The following is a 26,677-nucleotide window of genomic DNA, read 5'->3' as shown; positions in this document are numbered from 1 at the left end:
GGCTCGGCCGCCTCGACGGGTGCGGCGCGCGGCGTCACGCCCGGTCGGCGCCCGCCCGGTAGGCGATGTGCAACCCGTCGGCGAGCGCCGTCGAGGCGAACATCGCCGCGACCAGGCGCGTGGGCCGCGGCGCCAGCACCAGCCCGACCGTGAACGCGGCCGAGACCCACTGCGCGAAGCAGAACGGGCAGACGAGCAGCTCGCCGACGCTGCGGCGCAGGCCCCGCCCGCGCGGGCGCTCGTCGATCTCCGCGTGCCCGGCGCGGCCCTGGTACCTGGTGAAGGGGGCCCGCGCGAAGTCGGACACCTTGTCCCGCGTCACCAGCCGGCTGACGCGGTGGGTGGCCACGCCGACCAGCGCGACGTCGCGCAGGTCCACGCGCTCGGGCAGGCCTCGCCCCGAGCGGACGGCGGCGCCGATGCCGCCGGCGACGAGGGCGGTGAACACGCCGGCCAGCGCGGCGTGACCGCCGCGGCCCGTGGGCTCGTCGGCGTAGCGCTCCTCGGCGGCGGCCGGCGCGTCGGCCCCGGTCGTGTCCACCTCAGGCCGCCCCGTCGTCGTGGACGACCAGCGCCGGGTCCGCCGTGCCTTCCTTGCGCACCAGCGAGAGGTGGCCGCCCAGGTAGCCGCCGACGGTGGAGGCGGCGCCGCCCGCCAGCGCGAGCGCCACGCCGGCCCGGTGGGCGCCCGCCAGGCGGGCCCCGAACGACGCCCCGTAGAGCGCGAACGCGGCGCCGTTGGAGGCCGCGTGCGCCAGGCCCACCCGCCGCGAGCGCCCGCCGGTGCGCCGCCACTCGACCACGCCCGAGGCCACCGTGGGCAGCGCGGCGACGAGGCCCACGCCGAGCAGCAGGGTCGACGCCCGTCGGGCGGAGCGGCCGAGACCCAGGTCGAGGCAGCTCGCGCTCATCCAGGTGCCGAGCGGGACGTCGGTCAGCAGCGGATGGAGCGCGTGCCCGAGCGCGTCGCCGCGCAGCGCCGACACGAGCGCCGGGGCCCGCTCGAGCGGCGCCGTCAGGCGCTCGAGCGCGTCGGCCACCCCGTCCAGCCCGCGCGCCTCCTCCAGTCGCCGCAGCCGGCCGGCCAGCCAGGCGGGGGTCCCCCCCGGGGGCTGGCCGGCGGCGGGGCGTGCGCCGTCGAGGGTCATCGCGCCGCCGCTACTCGACCGTCAGCGTGCCGGTCATGCCGGCCTCGCGGTGGCCGGGCACCGAGCAGTAGTACTCGTACTCGCCGGGCGGGAAGTCCACCGTGATCTCGGAGACGCCGCCCTTCTGCACCACCTCGCCCTCGGCCTTCTCCGGCTCGTCCACCGCGATGTTGTGCGGCACGTCCGAGGGGTTGGGCATCCGCAGGGTGAGCGTGCCGGTCGCGGCGCTCACCTCCTCCTTGGCGAACTTCAGGCCCTGCGCCGCCGCCGGGATCTCGACGACCACCGGGCGCTGCCCGTCGCCCGCGGCCGCTGTGCCGGTGCCCGATCGGCCGGCGTCCGGGTCGGGCGTGCCCGGCCGGTCCACGGTCGCGCCCGGGTCCGCGGTGAGCGCCTGGCCGACGTGCTGACCCTGGTCGGTGTCCGGCTCGTCGTCACCGCCGCATGCGGCCGTGATGAGGGCGACGGCGGCGACGAGCGCCGCCAGCGCCATGAGGAGGGTGCGTCGACGTGTCACGTGATCTCCCGGGGGCGAGTGGCCTGCTGGCCGTTCGTGCCCGTCGCGCGAGGCGCGAAACATGCGCGGCCGCCCGGGGACCGCCTGGGCTCAGGCGGGCTGCGCCAGCCGCCGCAGGCCGAGCAGCATGCGCCGGTCCATCACCGAGCCGATCGGCTCGACCAGCGCCGGGCCGAAGCGCAGCCGGGTCGCGCGGTCGTCGGAGGTCGCGCAGCGGTACCGGCTGACCGCCCGGGAGCGCCCGGGCCCGAGCGGCTCGACGAGGAACAGCCAGCTCACCTCGACCCACGGCCGCCCGGCGCGCCGGGCGGCCTCGTCGGCGGGGCCGTGGGCCACCACGTGCCGGCCCCGGCGCACCTCCACGATGCGCAGCGGCGGCACCCGCGGGTGCAGCAGCAGCCCGTCGCCCTCACGAGCCTCCCACTCGGGGTGCACCCGGTCGGCGTCCCGGATGCGGCAGCCGGCCAGGTTCTCGAGCCAGGTGTAGCTGTAGAAGCCGGCGCGGTCCGCGCCGATCTGCGCCAGCCACGGCCACACCGCCGCCGCGGGCGCGTCGATGGCGACCGCGTGGGTCCAGCCCCAGCGCGGCCGGGCCACGAGCTCGTCGCCGGGGTGCCGCCGCGCGGCGAGCCCGCGGCCGGCGCCCCAGACGGCGCGGCGCTCGCGGAGGAAGGGGGTCGCGAGCGCCGCGGCCATCAGGGCCGGCGCGGCGGCGGCGGTCAGGCCGTGTGCCGCCCCGGATCGCACCTCACCGCTCCGCGCCGTCCATCGCGGGGGCCGGCTCCGTCCCGCCCACGTCGAGCCGGAAGGGCGGGTAGCGGTCGGTCATCAGCGTCGCGTACGTCGCCACCCGGAGCACCCAGCGGTTGAAGCCGAGCACCAGGTCGAACAGCGACGTCGGGTAGCGGCCGGTGAACAGCAGCGTGACCACCGCGAACAGGGTCAGGATGCCGATCAGCCCGCCGCCGACCCACGCCGCGTAGCCGCCGCCGAGCAGCACGCCGACCACGAGGTAGTGCGGCACGAGCAGCAGCCACCACTTCACGAGCGCCTTCCCCCGCGACAGCGGCTCCTCCGGGTAGTCGACCGCGAAGGTGGCCGGGTAGTCGGTTTCGGCGAGCGTGAACGGCGGGTAGCGGTCCGTCCCGTTGACCCCGAACGCGTAGAACGTGACGCGCCAGCTCCAGCGCAGCACCCCGACGTTGAAGTCGAAGATGCCCCGCGGGTAGCGCTGCGTGGCCACGATGGCGACCATCGCCACCAGGCTCATCACGACGAGCGCCACCCAGAGGAACGCCAGCACGATGTAGTGCGGGATGACGAGCACCCACTTCACGAGCCACAGCCATCGCGAGAGCCCGGCGTCGAGCCGTCCCTCGACGTGCGCCGGATACGCGGACGGGGTGGGCGCGAGCGTCGTCATTGTCCTCACCTCCCCGATATGTGGATCGCCTCGGGGTCAGTCTCCGCGCGGCCGGCGCCCCCGCCATCGGGGAGGACGCGCTGCCGCCTGCGGCTGCCCCGCAGCCGGGCGGCGACCGGGCGCTCGGCCCGGGCCGGGCGCGACCCGGTGGCCTGGCCCGCCGGCCCCTGGCCGGCGGGCGGCTGGAGCGACCGGGCGGACGGCGGCGGCCGGCCCCCTGCCCGCGGGGGCGGCCGCCGCCGCCGGTCTCATGTGCGGGTCCGGTAGAGCCGCACGGTGAGGGGGGCGAAGACGGCGGTGAGGATCGCCGCCGCCAGCAGCACGTAGCCGACCTCGCCCGCCGACGCGGTCCCGTCGAGCGCGCCGCGCACGGCGGTGACCAGGTGGGAGATCGGGTTCAGGTCGACGACCTCCTCCAGCCAGCCGGGCAAGGTGCCGGGATCGACGAACGCGTTGCTCACGAACAGCAGCGGGAAGAGCGCCATGAAGCCCGTGTTCATCACCGCGTTCGGGGCGCGCATCAGCAGGCCGACCACGGTGAAGAGCCAGGCCAGGCCGAAGGCGAAGACCACGACCAGGGCCATGGCGGCGACCACCCCGGGGAACCCGCCCCCGGGCCGGTATCCGAGGATCACGCCGAGCACCATCACGACCGAGCCGCCCACGATGTAGCGGACGCTGTCGCCCAGCACCGCGCCCACGAGCGGCGCGGGCCGCCAGATCGGCAGCGAGCGGAATCGGTCGACCACCCCCTTCGTCACGTCGGTGTTGAGCGAGACGCCCGAGTAGACGGTGGTGAAGAGGACGGCCTGCACCAGCACGCCGCCGATCACGAAGTCGAGGTACTCGTCGGTCGAGCCGGCGAGGGCGCCGCCGAACAGGTAGGTGAACATGACGAGGAACAGGACCGGCGTGAGCGTCACGTCGATCAGCTGCTCGGGCACGTGCTTGATCTTCAGCATGCCGCGCCAGCCGAAGGTGAGGCACGCCGACAGCGCGCTCGGGCGCGGCGGCCGCTCGCCCGAGGCGAGGGCGCGCTGCAGCGACTCGGCGCCGATCGGGGCGACGGCGACGTCGGGCGGCGGTGTCATGCGGCGGCCTCCTCGATCTCCGGGGCGTCGGGCTCGTCATCGCCTCGCGTCTCCGCCTCGGCCTCCTCCGCGGTGCGGCCGGTCAGGGCGAGGAAGACCTCGTCCAGGCTCGGCTGCCCGAACGCGAAGTCGGCGACGGCGATGCCGGCGGCCGACAGCGCGGCGAGCGCCGACGACGCGCGGTCCGCGTCCGCGACCGGCGCCGAGAGCGACGCCTGGTCGGCCTCGAGCCGCACCGGCGCGCCGACCGCCCGGGCGAGCAGGTGCTCGGCGTCGGGCCGGCGGGCCGGGTCGATCAGGCGCACGTGCAGCGAGCCGCGCCCCACGGACGCCTTCAGCTCCCCCGGGGTGCCCTCGGCGATCACGGTGCCGCGGTCGATGACCGCGATGCGGTCGGCGAGCTGATCGGCCTCGTCGAGGTACTGGGTGCAGAGCAGCACCGTGGTGCCCCGGTCGACCAGCGCGCGCACGATGTCCCACACCTGGTTGCGCGAGCGCGGGTCCAGGCCGGTGGTGGGCTCGTCCAGGAACATCAGGCGCGGCGTGGCGACGAGGCTGGCGGCGATGTCGAGGCGGCGCCGCATGCCGCCGGAGTAGTGCTTGACCTGCCGGCCGCCGGCCTCGTCGAGGCCGAACGCCTCGAGCAGCTCGGCCGCGCGGCGCTTCGCGTCGGGGCGCCGGTAGCCGAGCAGGCGCGCCAGCAGGATGAGGTTCTCGCGCCCCGTCAGGTCCTCGTCGACCGACGCCAGCTGGCCCGTCAGGCTCACGAGCGCGCGCACCGCGTCGGCATCGTGCACGACGTCGTGCCCGAGCACCCGCGCCGAGCCCGCGTCGGGCCGCAGCAGGGTGGCCAGCATGCGGATGGTCGTGGTCTTGCCGGCCCCGTTCGGGCCGAGGACCCCGTAGACCGAGCCCTCCGGCACCAGCAGGTCGACGCCGTCGACCGCCCGCGTCTCGCCGAACGTCTTCACCAGCCCCGACGCCTCGATGGCGTGCGGCGCGTGCACGTGCTGCATCGCTCCTCCCTCTCCGGAGGCGCGACACTACGGCAGGTGGTCCTGAAATGGAATCACGCATTACCAAGTCTTGACCGAGCGGATACGATCACGAACGATGAGCGGCGCGAGGACATACGCGGACGCGTGCGCGGCGGCCCACGCGCTCGACCTCGTGGGGGAGCGCTGGGCGCTGCTCGTGGTGCGCGAGCTGGTGCTCGGCCCGAAGCGCTTCACCGACCTGCGGCGCGGGCTGCCCGGCGCGGGGCCCAACGTGCTGGCGCAGCGGCTGCGCGACCTCGAGCGCGCGGGCGTCGTGACGCGCCGCACCCTGCCGCCGCCGGCCGCCTCGAAGGTCTACGAGCTCACCGGGTGGGGGCGCGAGCTGGAGGCGGTCCTCATCACCCTCGGCCGCTGGGGCGCGCGCTCGCCGGCGCACTCCCTGGAGCACGGGCTCGGCGAGGACTCGGTGATCCTCGCCATGCGCACGATGTTCTCGCCCGACGCGGCCGGCGACGCGCGGGTGCGGCTGGCGCTGCGCATGGGCGACCACCGCTACCGCGTGCGGGTCGAGGAGGGGGTGCTGGAGGCCTGCTACGGCGAGGAGCCCGAGGCCGAGGCGGTCGTCACCACCGACCCCGGGGCGCTCGCGGCCGTGCTGTGGGGCGGGCGCCCGCCTGCCGACGCCGTGGCCGAGGGCGCGATGGCCGTGGAGGGCGACCCGGGCGCGCTGGAGCGCCTCGCCGCGATGCTGCCGATGCCGGAGCCGGCGGGGGCGTAGCCGCCCGGCCGCTGCGCCCATATATTCGAAGTTATGAATATTCGGAACTCCGCTATGATGGCGCGGTGACCGCCGGCCGCGCAACCGCCCACGCCGTCGCACGGGTGGCGCTCGTGTCGCTCGCCGTGGCGCTGGCGCTGCTCGGGACGTTCCTGCTGGCGGCGACCCCCTCGGTGATGGACGGCCCCGGCGCCCGCGTGCTCTGGGCGCTGTTCGCGCTGGTGCTGCTGAAGGTCCCGCTGCTCGGGATCGTCTGGTGGCTCATCAGCCGCCGGCGCCGGCGTGCCGCGCCCGCCGCGGGCCGGGCCGAGGCCGACGCGCTGGCGCTGCGGGTCGCGGCGCTCGAGGCGGCGACGCCGCCGCCGCCCGGCGAGGTGGCCGCGCTGCGCGCCGACGCCCTCGCGGCCGCGGGCGCCGCCGACGGCGCCCTGGGGGGCGAGCTGGTGGCCCTCGCCATGCGCGCCGACCGCCTGGGGCGCCGCCCCTCGCGGTGAGCAGTTCTCGAGTGGACCCCCCGGGGCGGCGGGCATAGCGTCGTCCCGCGGCTGAGCGGGGGCGGCCGCGACCCGCCCGGTCACCAGCCAGGGGAGGCGTCGTGCGTCGGTTCACCCGCTGGGTCCTGCGCCACCGGCGCGCCGTGGTCGCCGCGTGGGCCGTCGTGGCCGTCGCCGCCGTCGCGTCGATCGGGCCGTCGGTCGACGCGCTGTCGCCCAAGTTCGACCTGCCCGGGCGCGAGAGCAGCGAGGCGGCCGACCTCATCCTGGAGCGGTACGGCAACGGCGGGCCGCAGGTGTCCGGCCCGCTCGTGCCGGTGGTCGAGCTGCCCGAGGGCACGACGGTCGACTCGCCCGGCGTGCGCGACGAGCTCGGCGCCGCCGTCGAGCGGGTGGCGGACGCGGTGCCCGGCTCGCGGTGGGCCGACCTCGCCTCGACCGGCGACCGCCCCTTCGTCGCCGACGACGGCCGGGCGACGTTCGGCGTCGTCTGGTTCCCGCCGTCGGACGTCGCGTTCGACCCGGCGGGGGAGGCCATCGACGCGGCCCGCGCGGCGGCGGCCGGGGCGACGGTCGCCGGCGCGCCCGTGCGGGTCACCGGCCTCGACACGCTGCTGGTGGGCGAGGACGAGTCGGAGGAGCCCAGCGTGCTCGCCGAGACGCTCGTCGGCGGCCTGGGCGCGCTGATCGTGCTGCTGTTCGTGTTCGGCTCCAGCATGGCGCTCGTGCCCCTGCTGATGGCGGCGATCGCCATCCCGACGACCTTCCTCGTGCTGTGGCCGCTGGCCGCGGTCACCGACGTGTCGGTCGTCGTGCAGTTCCTGATCTCGCTGATCGGCCTGGGCGTGGCGATCGACTACGCGCTGCTCATCGTGATGCGTTGGCGCGAGGAGGTCGCGGCCGGCAGGCCGCGCGACGAGGCGGTGGTGGCGACGATGGAGCACGCCGGCCGGGCCGTCGTGTTCAGCGGCATCGCGGTCGCCATCGGCCTGCTCGCCCTGGTCGTGCTGCCCGTGCCCTTCCTGCGCTCCATCGGCTACGGCGGCATGCTCATCCCGATCGTGAGCGTCCTGGTGGCCGTCACCCTGCTGCCGGTGGTGCTCGCCACGGCCGGCCCGCGGCTCGACCGCATCGGCCTGCGCCATCGCACCCGCACCACCGGCCAGGCGTGGGTCCCGTGGGGGCGCCTCCTGGTGCGGCGGCGGTGGGCGGTCGGCGCGCTGGCCCTCGTCGTGATGGCGGCCCTGTTCGCGCCGGTGCTGGGCTTCTCGACCGGCGTCCCGCGCGCCGACGCGCTCGCTTCGTCCGGCGAGGCCCGCGAGGCGCTGGACGTGCTCGTGGACCACGGCGTCGGCGCGGCCGCCCCGACCCCGTTCGACGTGGCGGTGGTCGGCGGCGACCCGGCCGCCGCGGCGCGGCGCCTCGGGGCGGTCGAGGGCGTGCGCGGCGCGATCGCGCCCTCCTCGCCGCGGTGGCGGCGCGACGGCACCGCCGCCGTCGACGTGTTCCCGCGCGAGGAGGACGACGCCGGCGCGGTCGAGGCGGTGCGCGAGGCCGCCGCGGGCCTGCCCGGCACGGTGCTGGTGGGCGGCACGGTGCCCGGCACCGCCGGCTTCAACGACGCCGTCTACGGCAACGTCGCGTGGGTGGCGCTGGTGATCGTCGCGGTGACCTACGTGCTGCCGGCGCGGGTGTTCCGGTCGCTGCTGCTGCCGCTGAAGGCCGTGGTCTTCAACGTCATCTCCATCGGCGCCGTGTGGGGCTTCCTGGTGTGGTTCTGGCAGGAGGGCAACGGCTCGGGCGCCCTGTTCGGCATCGAGCCGACCGGCGCGCTGACCGTCTGGATCCCGCTGAGCACGACCGCGACGGCTCCAGCGAGCGGGCGGTCGTGGCCGGCCTCGCGCGCACCGGCCGGCTGGTGACGGCCGGCTCGCTGATCCTCTTCCTGGCGTTCGTCGCGCTCGCGTCGGCGCCCGGGACCGACATCGAGATGTTCGCCACCGCGCTCGCCGTGGGCATCCTGCTCGACGCCACCGTGGTGCGCAGCATGCTGCTGCCGGCCTTCGTCGCCGTGCTCGGCCGATGGAACTGGTGGATGCCGCCGTGGGCGGCGCGCATCCTGCGGGTGCCGGCGAGCATGCCGGCGCCCGAGCGCCGGGGGACGGTGGCCCTCGATCTCGACCCCGCGCCCCGCGCGGCGGAGCGCGCGTGAGCGGCTCGGCGGCCGTCACCCTGCGGCCGGTGGGCCGGGTGGAGTCGCCGCTGCGCGACCCGCCGGCGGCGCCGAGGCAGGGCGAGGAGGGCGCCCCGGAGGCGTGGCTCGTCACCGACGACGATCTGGCCGGCGCCCCCGAGAGCCTGCCCCCGGGGCGACCGCCTGGTGGTGCTGACGTGGCTGCACCTGGCGCTCCGGGACATCGTGCGGGTACACCCCCGCGACGACCCGGCGGCCCCCCTGACGGGCGTCGTCCGCACCCGCTCCGCCGACCGGCCCGACCCCGTCGGGCTGCACCGGGTCGAGGTCCTCGCCGTCGAGGGCGCGCGCCTGCGCGTGCGCGGCATGGAGGCCGTCGACGGCACGCCGCTGATCGACGTGAAGGTGGCCCTCGGCGCCCCGCCCGGCCCGTGGGGGCCCCGCGCCCGGCGTGCCCTACGATCCCGGCATGGCCGATGGCATGCGGATCGTCGTCTGCGGGGCGGGCGCCATCGGCGCGTCGGTCGCGTACTTCCTCACGCGCCGCGGCGCCCGGCCCGTGCTGGTGGACCGCGCGCGGCCCGCCGCCGCGGCGTCCGGCAAGGCCGCGGGCTTCCTGGCGCTCGACTGGAACGCCGGCACGCCGCTGGACGAGCTCGCCCGGGCGAGCTTCGGCCTGCACCGGCGGCTGGCCGAGGAGCTCGGCGCGGAGCGGCTGGGCTACCGGCCGATGGACGCCCTGATGACCGCGGCCGCCGACGAGGGCGACCTCGAGCGCCACCGCCGGCTGCCCAACCCGGCCTGGCTCGACGGCAACGTCGTGGCCCACGAGGTGATCGGCGGGGCCGAGACCACCGCGCAGGTCGACCCGCGCCGCTTCACGACCGCGATGGTTGAGGAGGCCGTGGCGGCCGGCGCGGAGCTCGTGACCGGCGTGGTCGAGGGGCTCGCCTTCGGCGGCCCGGACGGGGCCGTGAGCGGCGTGGTCGTCGACGGGGCGCCGCGGCCGGCGGACGTGGTGGTGCTCGCCCTGGGCCCGTGGACGAGCCGGGCGCAGCGCTGGCTGGCCCTGCCGCAGGTGTTCGGCACGAAGAGCGCGAGCCTCGTGCTCGGCGCGGACGTCCCCGCCCAGGCCGTCTTCAGCGAGTACGTCGGCCCCGGCCGGGGCCGCATGACCGTGGAGATCTACCCCCGCGCCGGCGGCGTGGTCTACGTCTCGGGCCAGCCCGAGCACGGCTCCCTGCCGGACGACCCCGACGAGATCGAGCCCACCGACCGCGCCTGCGCCGAGCTGCACCGCATCGCCGGCGTCCACTCCAGCGCGCTCCGCGACGCCGAGGTGGTCGCGCGCTCGGCGTGCTACCGGCCGCTCACCGTGGACGGCGTGCCCCTGATCGGCCCGGTCCCGGGCGCGCCGGGGACCTACCTGGCCACCGGCCACGCCTCGTGGGGCATCCTCAACGCCCCGGCCACCGGCCGGATGGTGGCCGAGATGATCCTCGACGGCGCCTCGCGCTCGGTCGACGCGGCGCCGTTCGCGCCCACCCGGCTGCCGGCCGGGCGCATCACGTCAGGCGGGTAGCCCGCCGGCGGCCAGCGGCCGTTGCCCGGGACGCCCGCCGAAGAGCGCCGCGGGCACCAGCGCGAGCGCCCACGCGCCCATGGCGAGGGTCGCGGCGCCCCGCCAGTCGAGCAGGGCGCCGGCGGCCGGCGCGACGGCCGCGCCGGCCCACATCGCGGCGTAGAACGCCATCAGCGTGGTCTGGCGCTCCGCGGGCCCGGTGCGCGCGGCGACCTCCGCGCTGGCCGCCGGCAGGAACGCCCAGTACGCGGCCAGGAAGCCGCCGTAGCCGGCGGCGAACAGCCACAGCGGCGCGTCCGCGGCGAGGGTCGGCGCGAGGCCCGCGATGCCGAGCGACAGCGTGACCATGAGCGGCGCGCGCCGACCCAGCCGGTCGCAGAGGCGCCCCACCAGCAGCGCGGTGACGGCGCCGAGCAGGCCGATCGCCGGCAGCGCGCCGGCCTCGGCGGCCGAGAGCCCGAACCGCCCGCCGCGCAGGGCGGCCGGCAGCTCCGCCATCAGCAGCCAGTAGCCGCCGAAGGCGAGCGCGGCCACGCCCAGCACGGGCGCCACGCCCCGCACGGCGCGCCGCCCGCCCCGCGCCGCCCCCGGCGCGCCGGGCGCGTCTGTGACGCCCGGCGGCACCGCGCGCAGGAGCACCGCGGCCACCGCGAGCGGCGCCGCCACGCCCAGGGCGAGGAGGGCCGTGGGCGGCGACACGGCGTCCGCCAGCGCGCCGGTGAGCGCCTGCCCGATGAAGCTGCCGGCCACCACGGCGGCGACGAACCCGCCGATGCGGCGGCCGAGCCGGGCGGCCGGGGTCGTGCGGGCGATGACCGCCTGCGCCACCGCCGGGTAGCCGGCCGAGACCGCCCCGAGCAGCACGCGGCTCGCCACCGCGACCTCGGCCGACCCGGTGGCGGCGAAGACGGCGGTGGCCGCCGCGGCGCCGGTCAGCGCCAGGGGCAGCAGCAGGCGCGGCGCCCGCCGGCGGGCGAGCGCCAGCCACAGCACGCTGCCCAGGCCGAAGCCGGCCGCGAAGGGCAGCAGGAACACGCCGGCGTCGCCCGCGCCCAGGCCGAGCCCGGCGCGCAGCTCGCCGGCGATCGGCACCGGCGCGTTCGCCGACGCGTAGACGAGGAAGGCCCCCGCCAGCAGCGCGGCGTACGCCGGCGGCCGGCCCGCGGCCGGCCGCCCGGTGGTCACCGCGTGCGGCGCGAGGCCACGAGGTCGCGCACCTGGCGGTGCACGCGGCCGTCGTCGCGCTCGGTCAGCACCACGATGCCCATGTACCAGAGGGCGACCGCGAAGGCGACGCCGAAGCCGAAGCCCTCGATCCAGCTCCAGCCGACGGCCCACATCGCGACGAGGCCCACGACGATGCCGGCGGGCCAGATCGCGTAGAGGTAGCGGCGCACGCGGCGCCTGGCCGCCTCGTCGTAGGCCGCCACCGGGTGCAACGCCTCCTGCTCGCGCACCACGCGGGCGACGATCTCCTCGCGGGTCTCCCGCCGGGCCGGATGGCCCGCTCGCTCGGTCACTGCTCCGCCTCCTCGTCGATCCCCCCACATGGTGACGCGCGCGGGGCCCGCCGGCGCTGTGGGAAACCCCACATCCGCCGTCGCCGGGGCGGGCATCATTGCGGCGTGGCCCGCGTGCTGATCGTCGATGACGAGGCCGGCTACCTGCGGCTGGCACGCCGCCTGCTGCAGCCGCGCTTCGAGGTCGTGGGCGAGGCGCTCGGCGGCGAGGCGGCCGTGCGCGCGGCGCGGCGGCTGCGGCCCGACGTGGTGCTGCTCGACGTCAACCTGCCCGACGCGAACGGCTTCGACCTCGCCGCCCGCCTCGCCGGCGGCCCGGACGCGCCCGCCGTCGTGCTGATGTCCACCGAGGACCTGACCGGCGCGGCGGTCGACGTGGAGCGCTCGGGCGCACGCGGGTTCGTGCTCAAGGCCGAGCTCGACGCCGAGTCGCTGGCCGGCGTGCTCGCGGGCCGGCTGCCCCCGCGCCTCGGCCGCCCCCGGGTGGTGCTCGCCGAGGACCAGGTGCTGCTGCGCGAGGGGCTCGCGCGCCTGCTCGACGACGCGGGCTTCGACGTGGTCGACCGGGTGGGCGACGCCGCCGCCCTGCTGCGGTCGGTCGAGGCGCGGCGTCCCGACGTGGTGATCACCGACGTGCAGATGCCGCCCGACCGCACCGACGACGGCCTGCGCGCCGCCATCGAGATCCGGCGCCGCCGACCGGAGACCGGCGTGGTCGTGCTCTCCCAGTTCCTCGAGGAGCGCTACGCCCTCGAGCTGGTCGGCGAGCGCGCCGACGGGGCGGGCTACCTGCTGAAGGACCGAGTGGGCGACATCGACGCCTTCGCCGACGCGGTGCGGCGGGTGGCGCGCGGCGGCTCGGCGCTCGATCCGGAGGTGGTGGCCCTGATGGTGGGCCGCAGCCGGGTGGACGACCCGCTCGGCGCCCTCACCGCCCGGGAGCGCGACGTGCTGGCCCTGGTGGCGGAGGGGCGCTCCAACCAGGGCATCGCGGGGGCGCTGTCGGTGACGCCCGCGGCGGTCGAGCGCCACCTCACCAGCATCTTCGCCAAGCTCGGCCTGGGCCACGCGCCGGCCGACAACCGGCGGGTGCTGGCCGTCCTCGCCTTCCTGCGCGCGTGAGGCCGGCGTGAGCGCGGGCGGCTGGAGCGCGGAACAGGTGGCCGAGGCCCTCATCCGCAGCGGGGAGCTGGCGCTGTACCTGATCGACGGCGAGGGCCGCACCGCCTTCGCCAACGCCGAGGCCCTGCGGCTGCTCGGCTACGACGAGCCCGCGGCGCTCATCGGCCGGCCCAGCCACGAGACCATCCACTACAAGCGCCCCGACGGCGCCCCGTTCCCGGCGGCGGAGTGCCCGCTGCTCGCCGTGCGGCTGCAGGGGCGCGGCGACCGCCGCGACCGCGACTGGTGGGTGCGGCGCGACGGCTCGATGCTGCCGGTCTCGTACCACGCCGCGCCGATCAGCACGGCGACCGGCCCCGGGGTGGCCGTCATGTTCCGCGATCTCACCGCCACCCTGCGCGCCGAGGACGAGCGCCGCCGCCACGAGGTCGAGCAGGCGCTGCTGGCCGAGGTGCGCGCCTCGCGGGCGCGCATCGTGGAGGCCGCCGACGCGGAGCGCCGCCGGCTGGTGCGCGACATCCACGACGGTGCGCAGCAGCACCTGGTGCAGGCGGTGATCAGCCTGCAGCTCGCGCGCGGCGCGGCGGGGCCGGGCGACGCCGGCCCCGCGCCGCTCATCGACGAGGCGCTCGAGGCCACCCGCCGCGCCACGGCGGAGCTGCGCGAGCTGGCGGCCGGCATCCACCCCGCGATCCTGGTGCACCGGGGGCTCGCCGCGGCCGTGCGCGGCGTCACCGCGCGCAGCCGGCCCCCGGTCGAGCTCGACGTTGTCGAGGCGCGCTTCCCGCCGTCGGTCGAGTCGACCGCCTACTTCGTCGTCGCCGAGGCGCTGACCAACGTCAGCAAGTACGCGGAGGCGAGCCGGGCGCGGGTGCGGGTGGCGGTCGAGGGCGACGACCTCGTCGTGGAGGTGCGCGACGACGGCCGCGGCGGCGCCGACCCCGCGCGCGGCACCGGCCTGCGCGGTCTGCGGGACCGCCTCGAGGCGCTCGGCGGCGGCCTGGCGGTGGGGGACGCCGAGCCGCGCGGCACGCTGGTGCGCGCCCGGCTGCCGCTCACGCCGGCGGGCGGGCCGGGGCCGGCCGCAACCTGAGCGGCAGCGCCCGCGGCCGCAGGGCGAGCAGCGCCGCGAGCCCGATCGCGGCCGACCCGGCGCCCGCCGCCGCGAGCGTCGCCCGGGGGCCGAGCAGCCCCACGAGGGCGGCGCCCGTGAACAGGGCGGCGAGCTCGGCGCCGTTGCGCGCCGCGTTGTAGGCGGCGTAGGCGCGCCCGTGCACCGCCGGCGCGACGCGCTCGTGGATCAGCGCCCGCAGCAGCACGTTCTTCAGGCCCTGGGCGGCGCCGCCCGCGAGGTACGCGAGCGCCACGGCCCACAGGGCCGCGGCCGCCGCGCCGGCCAGGATGCCGAGCCCCTGCGCCACCACCGCGGCCAGCGCCGCCGCGGCGTGCGCGCGCGCCGGCACGCGCCGCGCCAGCCCCGCCGCGCCGGCGACCATGCCGGCCGTCCAGACGGCCACCAGCGCGCCGTAGCCGGCGCCGCCGGCGCCGAGCACCTCGGCGGCGAACGGCACCAGCGCCACGACCGTCGCGCTCACGACGAGCAGCGAGGCGACCGCCCCGGCGAGCGCCGTGGCGAGCACCCGGTCGCCGGCCAGGGCCACCAGGCCGTCGCGCGCGCGGGCCCGCCCGCGCGCGCCGGCCGCCCCGGGCCGCCGCCGCGCGGTGAGCCGGCCGGCGGCGACGGCCACGACCAGAGAGGTGGCGAGGTCGATCAGCAGCGCGCCGCGCACCAGGCCGGCCGCCGCCAGGCCGCCGCCGACCAGCGGCCCCGCCGCCATGCCGACGTAGCGCGCCGACTCGACGTGCCCGCCGGCCGCGGCGACCGGCACCCGCCCCGCCGCGGCCGGCACGAGCGCGAACTCCGCCGGCTGCACGACCGCGATGCCCACGCCGAGCAGGGGCGCCAGCAGCAGCGCCGCGAGCGGCGTGACGGCGACGGCCATCGCCAGCACCACGGCCGCCTGGCCGATCGAGCCCAGCACCAGCAGGCGCACGTTCTCGACCCGGTCGACCAGCGCCCCGGCCGCACCGCCCAGCAGCACGACCGGCCCCCACAGGCCCACGAGCAGCGCGGCCACGGCCGGCGACGAGCCGGTCCCCTCGTGCACCAGCAGCACGAGCGCCGTCAGCGCGGCGTGGTCGCCCATCGTCGAGAGCCCCACCGCGCCCACCAGGATCCGCAGGTCGCGCCGCCCGCCCGCCCCGTCCCGCCCGTCGTCGCCCCGTCCGCGCACGCGCCCTCCGCCTCGTCCGCGGCGAGCGTCGCGCGGGCCCGCCGCCGCCGCGAGGGGCGCCCGCGCCGCGAGCGGTCCGATCCGGCCACCGGCGCCGGCGCGACGGCCCGCCCGCTTGCCGCGGCGGGGCCGTCGCGGTCATGGTCTCCGGAGGATCCGGCGGCACGGGAGGGCGCGGCGCGATGCGTCTCGAGGCGAGCGTGGAGATCCGCAGGCCCGTGGCGGAGGTCTTCGAGTACCTCTCCGACGTGGGTCACTACCCGCGGTGGATGGCGCACGTCGTGGAGGTGCGGACGGCCGCCCCCGGCGCGCCGCGCGAGGGCGACCGCTTCGTCGTGACGATCCGGTCGCTCGGCCGCCGCTTCGAGACGCCGTACGTGCGGACGTCCTACGAGGCCGGGCGGCGGTGCACGGACCGGGCCACGGGCGGCCCGGTCCCCGACCAGCGGTGGCACTCCGCCGTCGAGGAGGTCCCGGGCGGCACCCGCGTCACGCGCGCGGTGGAGGTGGCGTCGCGGGGCTGGCTGAGGCTGCTGCAGCCGCTCCAGAAGCGGGCCGCCGGGCGCCAGCTCGGAGAGGACCTCCGGACGCTCAAGCGCGTGATCGAGGGGTCGTAGGCGCGCGCCCGGCGCCGGACGGCGGAGCGAGCGGGCCTTGCGCGACTGAAGCTGAACCCAAACCTCCGTCCGTGCCGCAACGTCTCCTCGCCTGCACCGGGGCGCAGACAACCGGGGTAGAGTGATCCCGACGTTCGCCCGAACAGGCGGTGCTCGCATGAGCTCTTCGTGTCCCCCCTTTCCGTTGCCCGTCTCTCTCCGACGTCTGCGGTGCAACCCATGAGCCCTGAGCCGAAGTTCGCCGACATCTACTTCGGCGATCTAAGCGCCGAGACCGAAGTCCGGCGCAATCCAAGGTTGCTCGACGAGGGCTTCTTCGATCATGGGGGCGTCCTCGCCAAGATCATGTCCGATCCGGCGTTCCTTATTCTTGGGTATAAGGGCAGCGGCAAGTCTGCGATCGCGCACCACTTAGCACTGCGTGCTCAACGCTCGTCGGAACTTTTCGTAACACTCGTCCAGCTCAGCGATTTCCCTTACGACGTACTGCCCGCGGTCGTACCGGGGAACGAAGCGCTAGCGGCGCGTACCAACGTGGCGTGGTCCCTATTGCTCAATCTGAAGCTGTTCGAATCGCTGACGCACGACGAGAGCGCTCACCACTACAACCCAGACGTCCCCCGACTCGAGTCCGAACTGAAGAAGCTGCGCCTCCTCGGAACGTCGGACCTAGGCCAACTCGTTCTGGCGTCGCGCGAGACCAATCTTGCGCTGACGCTGCCCAAGGTCTTCAACTTCTCGCGAAAGCAGACTCAGAACCAGCCCGTCTTGGTGTTGAGCCACGTGCGCGATGCTCTACGAAAGATCGTCATCGACGCCGAGACCGAGTGCGTGCATCTTCTGATCGTTGATGGGCTGGATGCAACCTTTCAGATGTTCGAGGATCACTTCACGGTGCTCGCCTCGTTGATCCACGAGGCGAACAAGGAGAACGAACGCCTCGATAGAGCCAACTCGGTGCGGAAGATCGTGCTCTTGTGTCGTACCGACATGTTTGAACGGCTACCGAGCCCGAACACTAACAAGCTTCGTGACTTCGCAATTGACCTCGATTGGTATCAGGGAGAGCGCATCTCAGACTCGCCCCTGATCGCCCTCGCGACACATAGGGCCCGCTTAGCTGGGTACGAAGGCTCCAATGTTGTCAACGATTACCTTCCTTCCGCTATCACTGTACCCGGTCGGCAAGTGCGAATGGCGAGCTATCTTCTTGAGCGGACACGACGGACGCCGCGCGATTTCCTGCAGCTACTGCGCTATGTTCAAGTCAAGGCTTCAGGAGCAGCGGACGTGCCCGAGGGTGAGGTTGTGCGCGGGGCACGCGAGTACTCGACGGGCTACTTCGTTCCGGAACTAAAGGACGAACTTGCTGGTTACCTTGAGCCGGAAGAGGTGGGGGACCTCGTTCGCCTAATTGGCGGCTTGCGGCTTGGAGAGTTCACGTACCAGCAGCTGCAAGGGCACGCAATTGAATCGAGTCACTTCACCGATGCGCAGCTGCGTGAAGCGCTGAGAGTCCTCTTCGAGTGCAGCGCTCTCGGAAACGTTGATCGCTTGGAGAGGGATGGACACCCAGACCGCGTGCAGTCGTGGCGCTACCGAAATCGCAACGCGGGCATCGATTTTGACAAACCATTCGTCGTCCACAGGGGTGCATGGCACGCGCTCAACCTGCTCGCCCACAGCGTGAGCTGAAGCGACGCTGCCTCAGTTCTCGGTTGCGCCACGGCGAGAGTGGCGACGCTGCGGGGCGGAGCGGAGGGGGTGGGATTCGAACCCACGGTCCGGCTTGCACCGGACAACGGTTTTCAAGATGGCGCGAATCCAGCTCATCCCCGCTGCAAAGCGCCACATTCGCTCCCTTGGTGGGAGACCAGCCGGGAGAGTCCGGCACGAATGGGCCGCAACCAGCGGCCCCGGGCGGTGACCGTGAGCCAGGCGACATCGCTCCGCGCGGCAGATCCCCACCGCAGGCTGCTGGCCGCCAGCCGCCTCGTGGACCAGGCTGGATGGCCACACGCACCGGCCCCAGAAACGACGCGACCCAGGGTGGCTGCCCCGGGTCGGTCACTACGAAAGATCACCGCTCAGTGGTCGAAGAGTACCCCCTGCTCCGGATGGCGACCAGCTGCCCGGTCGCAACACCGTCGAGGCGACGCCCAGCGTGAGCGACCCCGCCCGCACGCTCGAGATCGAGGCCCTCGCCGGCGAGCGCTTCGCCGCGGTCGGCCAGACCGTCCTGGCGGCGCTCGCCGACTCCGGGCTGAGCGGGCGTCGCGTCGCCAACGTCGTGAGCTGGTTCATCGTCGCCCAGCTCGCGCTCGGGCCCTGGCGCAGCCGCGGGGAGGTGCGGCCCGCCGAGCTCGCCCGCGCGATGGGTGTCTCGCGGTGGACCGAGTGGCGGACGCGCCTCGACGCCGCCCGCGCCGGCCTGGTCCGGGACTGGGCGCTCCCCGACCCCGAGGCCCGCGGCTACGGCCGCGGCGCGGTGCGGGTGCTCGAGATCGCCTTCGTCCGTACACGCGAGGTCACCAGACGAGTGGCCGCCAACCGCGAAGAGAAGGCGAGCCGCGCCGAGCGCCGTCGGGAAGCTCGCCGGAAGGCCAAGGAGGCCGATCCTTCGACCACGTCAGTCCCTCCCGCCGGGTCCAGCTCCGCCCGGCTGGTGGAGATCAAGCGCGAGGACCTGACCTCACCTTCCGCCTCGCGGCTCTGGGAGTTGCTCGGCCGAGTTCAGCCTCGCGCTGGGCTGACAGCCGCTGCCGGGCCTCGCGCGCACCCGCCGCCGGGGTAGCCGGCCTGAGCCGCGCCTCGCGAGGTCTAGCAAGGGATGTGCCAGCGCTGCGGGACGGGCGTTTACGCCCGCAACCCCGTGAGGCGCGAGGCGGAGGAAGCAGCGGGCACGAATCCGAGCCGGGCGGGACCGATAACAGAGGAACGGCCTGGATGAACTGGCACAACGACGCGCGGCCCGGAGCTGCAACAGTCGCACCTGCGCTCCGCCGTGCGGTGCGACCTGGTAGCAGTCGGTCGCCGCGATGGCTCTCGGTGTAAGCGATCTGGGAGAGCCAGAGGCTCCTTCGGAGCCCGATGAAGACGACGCGGGTCGGTCCGGCCGATGGCCGACCGGCGACGGTCTGCTCGCCGGGAGGCCCGGAACTTGCGGTCGCCTTTGGCGCGATACGAAGCCGGCGACCCACACTGTGAACGAGCCTTCAAGCGTGGCGTCCGGGACGTCATCCCGCTCTTTCAGCGCCCCTACGTCTGGGACCAAGAGGACCAGTGGGTGCCACCGGACCTACCCTGGGGCATCCCCTAGGAACCCGGCGACGCCTCCGTCCTGTACCGCTCGTAGAGGCTGCGCATCACGAGGCTGGTCATCTGCTCGCGAACCGCTTCGTCGTCGAGCAGTTTCTGAAGCACGAGATCGTTGATGTCCTTGACCTGCAGGGTGGCCTCCAGGAGGACGTCCTGCTTGCCTCTTTCGAAGTCCTCGAAGCTATTACCCAGTGCCTGTGCGCGCAGTTCCTGCGCCTCTCCAATCTCGGCCACCTTGTCGATCAGGTCCTGGACCGGTCGCACGGCGTCACTGTCAGAAAGGTCGGCGCCGAAGCGCTCGTTGAACAACTCGACGAGCTCGCCGAGGAGGCCCATCGGGATGTCGCCACCGGCACCCCGACCCGTGGCGTCGCCCCGGATCGCCTGGAGTGGGTCAGGGATATCTGCGCCGGCGAGATCGAGGTCATCGGACCGGCCCTCGACCAGGCGGTAGTGGGTCAGCTCGATGGAGTCTGCGACCGAGACCCCTCCTTCGGCGCGGGCCCGCAGGCGCAGCCCGAGGAACCGGCAGAACTGGAAGAGGGCCTCGTGCTCGACTGCCAGGAAGGGCACGATCTGGCTGAGGAACTTGTAGAAGCGCACGAACCGATCGAGATCTCCCCGGAAGCCGTGGAGGCCCTCGGGCTCAAGCTCGGCGGCGGCTGCGAACGACCGCTGGCACCTCGCGCTCAGGTCATGGTGCGAGGCCGTCGGAGAGTAGATGGCACCGAAGGCCGCCACCTCCTCGGCATCGATCACCGCCTGGCCGTCAGGCGTCTTTCGGTCGAGGACTGTCTGAGCGGCGTCGGAGAGCAGGTTGGGATCGGAGGGAAGCGCCTCCGTGCGCCCGTAGTACTGCTCGAACGCGTCGAGGACGTCCTCCGGGTCGTTGACGAAGTCGAGGACGTAGGTGTCCGTCTTGCCGGGACTGATCCGGTTCAAACGCGACAGGGTCTGGACTGCGTTGATGCCAGTCAACGACTTGTCGACATACATCGCGACAAGCTTGGGCTGGTCGAACCCGGTCTGGTACTTCTCGGCGACGACGAGGATGCCGTAGGCGGGCTTGTCGAATTCCGCCGGAAGGCGGGAGTCCGGCAACGGCCGGCCCTCAATCTTGTTCATCTGCGACTCGCGATAGGTCTCGCCGAAGTCGGCCTCGCCGGGGTCTTCGATTTCAACTTCTCCCGAGAAGGCGACCAGAACGCGGACCTCCCGTCCCTCCTGCTCGACGATGCGGTCGAGCGCCTGCTTCCAGCGCACCGCCTCCACCCGGCTCTCGCACACGACCATGGCCTTGGCCTCGCCGTCGAGGTGGGGGCGCACAACGCGCTCATAGTGGTCGAGGACCACGCGCGCCTTCTGGCTCTTGGCGTACGGGTGGAAGCGCGCGAAGGCCGCGATCCTCGAGCGGGCCTTGCCCTTGGGCAGCTCCTTCTCGGCCTGCGCCTCGAGCCGGTAAAGCTGGTCATAGGAGGTGTAGTTGCGAAGCACATCGAGGACGAACCCCTCCTCGATCGCCTGACGCATCGAGTAGATGTGGAACGGCGCGTAGCGGTCGGCCCCCTCGATCTTCGTTCCGAACAGCTCAAGGGTGCGCCCCTTGGGCGTGGCTGTGAACGCGAAGTAGCTGATGTTCGGCTGCTTTCCGCGAGCCGCCATCTGGGCCAGCATCTCGATTGGGACGCCGTCCATCTCCTCCGCGTCAAGATCGAGGTCGGCGACCCTGCGTGCACCGATGATCGCCTTCAGATCGACCGCGGCGTTGCCGGTCTGGGACGAGTGGGCCTCATCGACGATGACCGCGTATCGCCGCGCCTTGAGCTGTGCGGTGGTGTCATCGCCCGCGAGCTTCTGCAGAACGAACGGGAACTTCTGGAGGGTCGTGATGATGACCTTGGCGGTCTGCCCGGTGAGCGCATCCAGCAGTTGCTGGGAGTCCTCGTCGATCTCGACGACCGCGCTCTGGGTCTGGGCGAAGGCTCGGATCTGGCGCTGCAGCTGGGCATCGAGAACGCGCCGGTCAGTGATGACGATCACCTTGTCGAAGACCGACCGACCGTCGCCGCCGTGCAGGGCCGATAGATCATGCGCCAGCCAGGCGATCTCCTTCGTCTTGCCCGAGCCGGCTGAGTGCTGGATCAGGTAGGCCTGTCCGGCGCCGTGAGCCTGCGCGTGCGCGGTGCAGGAGCGCACGACATCCCACTGGTGGTAGCGAGGGAAGACGACCTGGCGACCTGGGATATCGCCTTCGTCGAAGACGAAGTCATCGAGAAGCTCTAGCCAGTTGTCGCGCTGCCAGACCCGCTCCCAGAGGTAGGCGGTTGGATGGCCGGCCGAGCCGGTGAGCGGGTTGCCCTTGCCTCCGTACTGCCCGGGGCCGCCTGAGCCCTGGTTGAAAGGGAGGAACCGCGTCCCCTCGCCAACGAGCCGTGTCGTCATGTAGGCGAGATCGCCGTCGAGTGCAAAGTGGACTAGAGCGCGCTCGCCCAGCAGGACGTTCCGGGGATCACGGTCCTCGCGGTACTGTCTGATGGCCTCCTCGACATCCCATCCGGTGGACGAGTACTTGTTCTTGAGTTCCGCGGTGGCGGTTGGGATGCCGTTGACGAATAGGACCAGATCGATCGAGTCCTGGGAACGGGCAGGGTCATGGTGGATCTGGCGGACGACGGTTAGCCGGTTCGCGTCGTAGAGGATGCGCCCGCTCTCATCGGCTTGGAGATTGGGCCGGAAATAGCAGAGCTTGAACCGGATGCCCCGTTCCACGACACCACTGCGGATCAGGTCGATCGCGCCGCGCTTGGATATCTGCTCGCCGACCCTTCTGGCGAGGGCTTGTCCGGCGGAGTCCTCGGTGCCCAGGTGCTTGACCAGCTTCTCCCAGGCCTTGCTCTGCGTCGCCTTGACGAAGGCCACCAAGTCGTCCGGGTAGAGGCCCAGCAAGCGGTCGTAGCGCTTCGGATCACCCTCCGCCCAACCACCGGCGCTCACTAGGTGGTCGACGATTAGCGTCTCGAAGCCCGCTTCAGTGTGGTCCAGCACTGCCATCTAGGCGCTCACCCGGTCCGCTTCGCCCTCCGCGACGGCGTGCAGTCTCTCGCTCATCATCGCCTCCGAGGCCGCGGCGACGTCGAGCTTGCCTGCGACCGCCTCGTGGACCACGGAGTCGCGATACTCCGCGAGCAGTCCCACGAGTCGGCTCGACGCTTTCCAGGCCTCCGTGGCGTGTGCCCACTCCTCATCGGCTCGGGCGAGCCGACGCCGAAGCTCCTCCTCCTCTCCAGTCGCCACCGGCCAGCGTCCCAGCTTCTCCTTGTTCGTAGAGGCGATGTTGGTGATTCGGCTCGCCGTAGCCTGGAAGTAGTCACGAGCGGCGGACGAGCGCGTGGCCCACGACAGAAACGCAGGGATGCACCTGGAGGTCCGCGGCCTGACCGCGAAGACGTGATTCTGGAAGAGGCAGGGCGCGATGGCCCCGCTCCAGACCGCTCCGCGTCCCAGCTTGTCAAGGTCACCGCCCTCAGTGAGAAGCAGGTCGCCTTCGCGAAGCGAGAAGCGGGGAATCTCGTCTGGGGCGACTGCGGTATGCTTGACCTCGCTCAAGTCGATCCAGCCAGCTTTGACGTTGGCAACTCGAAGGTACGGCAGCTCGACGTGGGCCTCGCGTGTCTGCGCCTCGTTCAGGGTGAGCCCGGACTGCACCGTCGCCATACTCTTGAGGGGCCTCGTCTCGAGGCCGCCCACGAGCCGGTCGGCGATGTCGCGCTCGAGATCGCGAAGGCGCCCGCCGAGGGCGGCGCAGCTACGTGACGCGGACTCGATCCGATCGCATTCTCGGTCCAGAAAGCTGGCGATGTCGGTCTGCGCCTCGGGCGTCCGACTCCAGACGTGCAGCCGGACGAGGCGGTTCGTGGTGATTGCCGGATAGCTGACCCCTTCAGAGCGCGCCACGACCCGGTCGATGAAACCTGGGTCCAGGACCACGTAGTACAGGTATCGAGCGCTTACCCCAGGCCTCGCTCGCAGCACGGCGAATCCGGTCGAGACGACGTCGCCGTCGCGGTCGGGAGGAACAGTGGCGACAGCTCTTAGATAGGTTCGGACGGTCGAGATGATCAGGTCACCAGACCTCACGACACGCCGAGCGCGACTCGGGGCATCTCCGAAGGCCACGCGCACCGAGCCTTTGATGCGTGCCGTCGAGACGTTGCCGATGTCGATGTACTCGAACTCGAGGTCAGGGTACGTGTCCTCGGCCAGCGCCTCGTCATTGCATGTGGCGAGTGACCACAGCGGAGCGGTTCTAGTCGCCATCGAGAACCGCCTCGATCGCCATGCGGAAGTCACCGTCGAGGGCCCGGATCTCGTGTCGTATCTCTGAGCTCGAGCGCGGCTCGATCGGTTGGTGGAAGAGCCGGGTGAACGGGATCTCGTAGCCCTGGCGCCCCTCGGGATCCGTCACGTAGGCGTCGCCCGCCCATGGGAGGACCTCCTCTTCGAGGTAGTCCTGAACATCTTCGAGCCACGGGACGATCTCCGCGTCGCGCAACTCGGGATCACGGAGCATCTGGTCCTTCGTGTCCCGAACAGGCGAAGCTCCCGGGTCGCGGACGAAACATGTCGCAGCAAGAGCCTTGAGAAGGGGAGCCCTTGCCGCGCCCAGCGCCGGCACGATGGCCGCCTTGAGGGCAGCGCGAGCAGCGCCCTCGTCCTCGTATCGCGCCGGGGTCATCTTCTTGAGCGACGTGAGTGCGGCGGCGCGCTGCTCGGCGTCGAGCTTCGCCAGCGGCCCATCGGGGCCGTCCGCATCACTCCAAGTCGTGTCATCGACGACCCAGTAGCCACGCAAGGGGCGCTCTACCGTGATCCTCCGGTACGCGAAGAAGTCGTTCGGCCGGACCATTACCCGCGGCCCGTCGGCCAACTCGCCGTGAAGGCGAGTGACCTCATCCACATGCTCCGACGTCATCTCACGGCGCTTCTCGCCCAGGCTCCTTCGCATCCTCACCCAGAGATCACGGGCGTCGATCAACTGGATCTTGCCGCAGCGGTCGGGAGCCTTGCGGTTCGTCAGCACCCAGACGTACGACGCGATGCCGTGTTGTAGAAGAGCTGCTCGGGGAGCGCGACGATCGTTTCGAGCAGGTCGTTCTCGATAACGTGGCGTCGGATCTCCGACAACCCTGACCCCGGTCCTCCGGAGAAGAGCGGCGAGCCGTTGTGGACAATCGCCACGCGCGAGCCACCATCGGGGAGCAGATCGCCGCTCTGGTCGATCGCAGGCTTCATCTTGGAGAGCAGCTGCAGCAGAAAGAGCGTCTGGCCATCGTCCTTTCCAGGGAGACCCGGGGCGAAGCGTCCCTCCGAACCCTCGGCGTCGAACTCCTTCTTGACGGTCGGATACTCCCCCTTCCAGTCGCGTCCGAAGGGCGGATTCGCGATCCCGTAGTGAAAATGCTCTCCGCGGTGCGCGTCGCTGGTCAGCGTGTTCGCGCGCACGACATGCGAAGGATCCTGACCGCGAATGAGCATGTCGGCCAGGCAGATCGCATACGACTGCGGGTTCACCTCCTGCCCAAACAGGTGAACGGTGGCCCTCGGGTTGATCGAGCGGATGTGGGCCTCGGCCTCCGACAGCATGCCGCCGGTCCCGCAGGCGCAGTCATAGACGGTCCGGATCGGGGCCGATCCGGCGAGCGCCTCCTCGTCTCCGGCCAGCAGGAGGTTGACCATGAGGCGGACGACCTCGCGCGGCGTGAAGTGCTCGCCGGCCTCGTCGTTCGAGGACTCGGCGAACCTTCTGATCAGCTCCTCGAACGTGTAGCCCATCTCCAGGTTGGACACCCGCTCAGGGGCGAGATCGACCTCACACATCTTCGAGACGACGGCATGAAGCAGGTCATGCTCCTCAAGGCGCTGGATCTGTCGCTCAAAGTCGAAGTTGGCGAAGACCGCGCCAGCGTGTTCGGAGTAGCCATCGATGTAAGCAGCGAGGTTCGTCGCGATGTGGCGCGGGTCGGCCGGCAACTGGGAGAAGCGAAGCGGCGAGGAGTTGAAGAACATGCGCCCGGCCACACGCCGAAGCAGAGGCTCAACGTTCTCGATTCCCTGATCGCGGCGACGCTTTGCTTCGGCGACGACGGCGTCCTTGGTGTCCTCCATCGCCTGATCGAGCCGGCGCATCAGAGTGAACGGCAGGATGACGTGCCCATACTCGGACCGCTTGTAGGGACCCCGCAGGGTCTCCGCGATCGACCAGATGAACGCAGCGTGATTGCGCAGCTGACTCATGCGCGCTTCCGACCCGGGCACGGCCTCAGCCCCGAAGCTTCGCCGGGGTCGGGGAGACGCGCAGCCGAGGTGGCCTGGGTTACCGGCTGCCTTTGGCGATCCCACCTCGAACACGGACGGAAGGATGCCGCGCGCACGGGAGTACCCCCCACGCTTCCCCCTTCACCTGCTGACCGGCGAATCGTCGTCAGCGCGGGATCCTCGGACGGATCGAGCGGGTCCGGATACCTCCGGATACCGGCACTTGGCCAACGCGGCAGGCCTAGAGCGCTTCAGAGCGCGGTGAACCGAAGCGTCGCCTGCCCCGACTCTACGCGCGTCGTCGCCGCCTCCCTGGCCCGCTTGGTCAGCAGGACCGGCTTTCGGTCGGCCGGAGCGATCGAGATGTTGAACTCCATACCGAGCCGGCTCGCCAGCAGCACGAGGGTCTCGTGCGAGGGGTTGTGCTCGCCGTTCTCGAGACGGGCGACCTGCGGCTGGCGCATGCCCAGACGCTTGGCGAGCTCGCGCTGGGACAGCTCGTGGTCCGCGCGGAAGCGCACGACCTCGGCCCCGACAGCTCGGGCGAGCGCAAGGCGCTCCCACTCGCGCCGGAACTCCGGATCGCCGGCGAGCTCCTCTGCGAGCAGCTCGCCCTGGGTCTTCAACTCGTCGATGCTGTGCCGAGCCACTCTCGCCTCCACCGTCCAGCCGACCATGCGTCCGTGCGAACGATACCACGCTTGTTATCGCTTCAGCCTGCCCCTCGCTTGAGCGGCCGGCGCTAGGCCTCGATTCCGTACCGCGCCGCTGCTCGGTCTTTGGCGCGGTCGACCGCGCGCGTGAACCCTCTTGGGTCGGCCTGCGCCTCGGGGCCGATCGTCAGAATGACGAACTCCCGCTCGCCGCGCTGGACGTACAGCGGCCTGATCGTGCTCTGCCCGCCGCGAGGTCGTAGCTCCCGCAGCTCTTGGCTCCCTCGACCTTCTTGGCGTGCGGCTCGATCGTCTTGGACCCGAGAAGCCTCAGCTTCTCGACCGATGCCAGGACCGCCCGGCGAAGCGCCTTGTCGCGGATCTCCGCCAGCTCCGACGCCGCATCCTCGTCGTAGACCACGACGTAGCTGGCGGGGCCGGCTGACGCCGCTGCTCGTCCCTTGGCCGTCGGTGTCACGAGGACGGTTCTACAGGTGGCCCCGGATCCCCCTTGGGCCGTTCGCAGGAGCGACGCGTCTCCCTGCGGTGGACTTCGCGACCTCGAACGCGGATATGTCGCTTCCGTGTCCGAGCCGCGTGCTACTTCTGTTCG

Annotated in this window: 26 protein-coding genes and 1 pseudogene; 11 read left to right on the top strand and 16 right to left on the bottom strand. The window is 72.9% G+C overall.

Annotation, left to right across the window (positions count from 1 at the left end):
- Positions 1-34: 34 nt before the first annotated feature.
- The 7 genes from ITJ85_RS14810 to ITJ85_RS14780 all read right to left on the bottom strand — a co-directional run bounded on the left by ITJ85_RS14810 (position 35) and on the right by ITJ85_RS14780 (position 5,195).
- Positions 35-541 (bottom strand): DUF1360 domain-containing protein, encoded by a 507-nt coding sequence (locus ITJ85_RS14810; protein ID WP_217913873.1) that lies wholly within the window; start codon positions 539-541, stop codon positions 35-37.
- Position 542: 1 nt separating this feature from the next.
- Positions 543-1,148 carry a DUF2231 domain-containing protein gene (locus ITJ85_RS14805; RefSeq protein WP_217913872.1) on the bottom strand — a complete coding sequence of 202 codons (606 nt, stop codon included), beginning with the start codon at positions 1,146-1,148 and terminating at the stop codon, positions 543-545.
- A 10-nt stretch (positions 1,149-1,158) separates the two neighbouring features.
- Positions 1,159-1,665 carry a plastocyanin/azurin family copper-binding protein gene (locus tag ITJ85_RS14800; RefSeq protein WP_217913871.1) on the bottom strand — a complete coding sequence of 169 codons (507 nt, stop codon included), beginning with the start codon at positions 1,663-1,665 and terminating at the stop codon, positions 1,159-1,161.
- A gap of 90 nt (positions 1,666-1,755) precedes the next feature.
- Positions 1,756-2,412 carry a hypothetical protein gene (locus ITJ85_RS14795; RefSeq protein ID WP_217913870.1) on the bottom strand — a complete coding sequence of 219 codons (657 nt, stop codon included), beginning with the start codon at positions 2,410-2,412 and terminating at the stop codon, positions 1,756-1,758.
- A 1-nt stretch (position 2,413) separates the two neighbouring features.
- Positions 2,414-3,088, bottom strand: a complete 675-nt coding sequence (locus tag ITJ85_RS14790) for a DUF4389 domain-containing protein (RefSeq protein WP_217913869.1) — start codon at positions 3,086-3,088, stop codon at positions 2,414-2,416.
- Positions 3,089-3,336: 248 nt separating this feature from the next.
- Positions 3,337-4,179: an ABC transporter permease gene (locus tag ITJ85_RS14785; protein WP_217913868.1), complete on the bottom strand. Its 843-nt coding sequence runs from the start codon at positions 4,177-4,179 to the stop codon at positions 3,337-3,339.
- Positions 4,176-5,195 carry an ATP-binding cassette domain-containing protein gene (locus ITJ85_RS14780; RefSeq protein WP_217913867.1) on the bottom strand — a complete coding sequence of 340 codons (1,020 nt, stop codon included), beginning with the start codon at positions 5,193-5,195 and terminating at the stop codon, positions 4,176-4,178. The genes ITJ85_RS14785 and ITJ85_RS14780 overlap by 4 nt, the downstream gene beginning before the upstream one ends.
- Positions 5,196-5,292: 97 nt before the next feature.
- Between ITJ85_RS14780 and ITJ85_RS14775 the strand changes: the two genes are divergently transcribed.
- The 6 genes and pseudogenes from ITJ85_RS14775 to ITJ85_RS14750 all read left to right on the top strand — a co-directional run bounded on the left by ITJ85_RS14775 (position 5,293) and on the right by ITJ85_RS14750 (position 10,225).
- Positions 5,293-5,955: a winged helix-turn-helix transcriptional regulator gene (locus tag ITJ85_RS14775; protein ID WP_217913866.1), complete on the top strand. Its 663-nt coding sequence runs from the start codon at positions 5,293-5,295 to the stop codon at positions 5,953-5,955.
- A 65-nt stretch (positions 5,956-6,020) separates the two neighbouring features.
- Entirely contained in the window at positions 6,021-6,449 is a 429-nt protein-coding gene (locus ITJ85_RS14770) for a hypothetical protein (protein ID WP_217913865.1), read from the top strand.
- Between the two features lie 101 nt (positions 6,450-6,550).
- The gene (locus tag ITJ85_RS14765; protein ID WP_217913864.1) at positions 6,551-8,371 is read left to right on the top strand and encodes an MMPL family transporter; all 1,821 of its coding nucleotides are present in this window, start codon (positions 6,551-6,553) and stop codon (positions 8,369-8,371) included.
- On the top strand, positions 8,338-8,661 hold the full coding sequence (locus ITJ85_RS17455; RefSeq protein WP_217913863.1) for an MMPL family transporter: 324 nt from the start codon (positions 8,338-8,340) through the stop codon (positions 8,659-8,661). The genes ITJ85_RS14765 and ITJ85_RS17455 overlap by 34 nt, the downstream gene beginning before the upstream one ends.
- A gap of 168 nt (positions 8,662-8,829) precedes the next feature.
- Positions 8,830-8,988: pseudogene (locus tag ITJ85_RS17560) on the top strand (SAM-dependent methyltransferase); the annotation flags it as partial.
- Between the two features lie 124 nt (positions 8,989-9,112).
- A complete protein-coding gene (locus ITJ85_RS14750; protein ID WP_217913862.1) occupies positions 9,113-10,225 on the top strand; it encodes an NAD(P)/FAD-dependent oxidoreductase in 1,113 nt (370 codons plus the stop codon).
- Here the strand turns inward: ITJ85_RS14750 and ITJ85_RS14745 are convergent.
- Positions 10,214-11,410, bottom strand: coding sequence for an MFS transporter (locus ITJ85_RS14745; protein ID WP_217913861.1), 1,197 nt, complete (start codon positions 11,408-11,410; stop codon positions 10,214-10,216). The genes ITJ85_RS14750 and ITJ85_RS14745 overlap by 12 nt on opposite strands.
- On the bottom strand, positions 11,407-11,745 hold the full coding sequence (locus tag ITJ85_RS14740) for a hypothetical protein (RefSeq protein ID WP_217913860.1): 339 nt from the start codon (positions 11,743-11,745) through the stop codon (positions 11,407-11,409). Before ITJ85_RS14740 ends, ITJ85_RS14745 begins: the two co-directional genes overlap by 4 nt.
- 105 nt (positions 11,746-11,850) lie before the next feature.
- Between ITJ85_RS14740 and ITJ85_RS14735 the strand changes: the two genes are divergently transcribed.
- Positions 11,851-12,867: a response regulator gene (locus ITJ85_RS14735; RefSeq protein WP_217913859.1), complete on the top strand. Its 1,017-nt coding sequence runs from the start codon at positions 11,851-11,853 to the stop codon at positions 12,865-12,867.
- Between the two features lie 7 nt (positions 12,868-12,874).
- Positions 12,875-13,960: a sensor histidine kinase gene (locus tag ITJ85_RS14730; RefSeq protein WP_217913858.1), complete on the top strand. Its 1,086-nt coding sequence runs from the start codon at positions 12,875-12,877 to the stop codon at positions 13,958-13,960.
- On the opposite strand, the gene ITJ85_RS14725 is transcribed toward ITJ85_RS14730, so the two are convergent.
- Entirely contained in the window at positions 13,923-15,161 is a 1,239-nt protein-coding gene (locus tag ITJ85_RS14725; protein WP_217913857.1) for an MFS transporter, read from the bottom strand. The two genes, ITJ85_RS14730 and ITJ85_RS14725, sit on opposite strands and share 38 nt — an antisense overlap.
- Positions 15,162-15,343: 182 nt before the next feature.
- Between ITJ85_RS14725 and ITJ85_RS14720 the strand changes: the two genes are divergently transcribed.
- The 3 genes from ITJ85_RS14720 to ITJ85_RS14710 all read left to right on the top strand — a co-directional run bounded on the left by ITJ85_RS14720 (position 15,344) and on the right by ITJ85_RS14710 (position 18,572).
- Positions 15,344-15,778, top strand: coding sequence for an SRPBCC family protein (locus tag ITJ85_RS14720; protein ID WP_217913856.1), 435 nt, complete (start codon positions 15,344-15,346; stop codon positions 15,776-15,778).
- 219 nt (positions 15,779-15,997) lie between these two features.
- Positions 15,998-17,473: a P-loop ATPase, Sll1717 family gene (locus tag ITJ85_RS14715; RefSeq protein ID WP_217913855.1), complete on the top strand. Its 1,476-nt coding sequence runs from the start codon at positions 15,998-16,000 to the stop codon at positions 17,471-17,473.
- 469 nt (positions 17,474-17,942) lie between these two features.
- A complete protein-coding gene (locus ITJ85_RS14710; RefSeq protein WP_217913854.1) occupies positions 17,943-18,572 on the top strand; it encodes a hypothetical protein in 630 nt (209 codons plus the stop codon).
- 521 nt (positions 18,573-19,093) lie between these two features.
- On the opposite strand, the gene ITJ85_RS14705 is transcribed toward ITJ85_RS14710, so the two are convergent.
- From ITJ85_RS14705 to ITJ85_RS14680, 6 genes are all read right to left on the bottom strand, one after another.
- Positions 19,094-22,147, bottom strand: a complete 3,054-nt coding sequence (locus ITJ85_RS14705; RefSeq protein ID WP_217913853.1) for a type I restriction endonuclease subunit R — start codon at positions 22,145-22,147, stop codon at positions 19,094-19,096.
- Positions 22,148-23,413 carry a restriction endonuclease subunit S gene (locus ITJ85_RS14700; RefSeq protein ID WP_217913852.1) on the bottom strand — a complete coding sequence of 422 codons (1,266 nt, stop codon included), beginning with the start codon at positions 23,411-23,413 and terminating at the stop codon, positions 22,148-22,150.
- On the bottom strand, positions 23,403-24,176 hold the full coding sequence (locus ITJ85_RS14695) for a hypothetical protein (RefSeq protein WP_217913851.1): 774 nt from the start codon (positions 24,174-24,176) through the stop codon (positions 23,403-23,405). Before ITJ85_RS14695 ends, ITJ85_RS14700 begins: the two co-directional genes overlap by 11 nt.
- Complete coding sequence (locus ITJ85_RS14690) at positions 24,170-25,390, bottom strand: type I restriction-modification system subunit M (RefSeq protein WP_217913850.1); 1,221 nt, start codon at positions 25,388-25,390, stop codon at positions 24,170-24,172. Before ITJ85_RS14690 ends, ITJ85_RS14695 begins: the two co-directional genes overlap by 7 nt.
- A gap of 272 nt (positions 25,391-25,662) precedes the next feature.
- On the bottom strand, positions 25,663-26,061 hold the full coding sequence (locus ITJ85_RS14685) for a helix-turn-helix transcriptional regulator (RefSeq protein ID WP_217913849.1): 399 nt from the start codon (positions 26,059-26,061) through the stop codon (positions 25,663-25,665).
- 190 nt (positions 26,062-26,251) lie between these two features.
- A complete protein-coding gene (locus ITJ85_RS14680) occupies positions 26,252-26,542 on the bottom strand; it encodes a hypothetical protein (RefSeq protein WP_217913848.1) in 291 nt (96 codons plus the stop codon).
- Positions 26,543-26,677 lie beyond the last annotated feature (135 nt).

Origin of the sequence: Miltoncostaea marina, assembly GCF_018141525.1 — a bacterium.
Classification (GTDB): domain Bacteria; phylum Actinomycetota; class Thermoleophilia; order Miltoncostaeales; family Miltoncostaeaceae; genus Miltoncostaea; species Miltoncostaea marina.
This window is presented reverse-complemented; position numbering and strand designations above follow the sequence as displayed.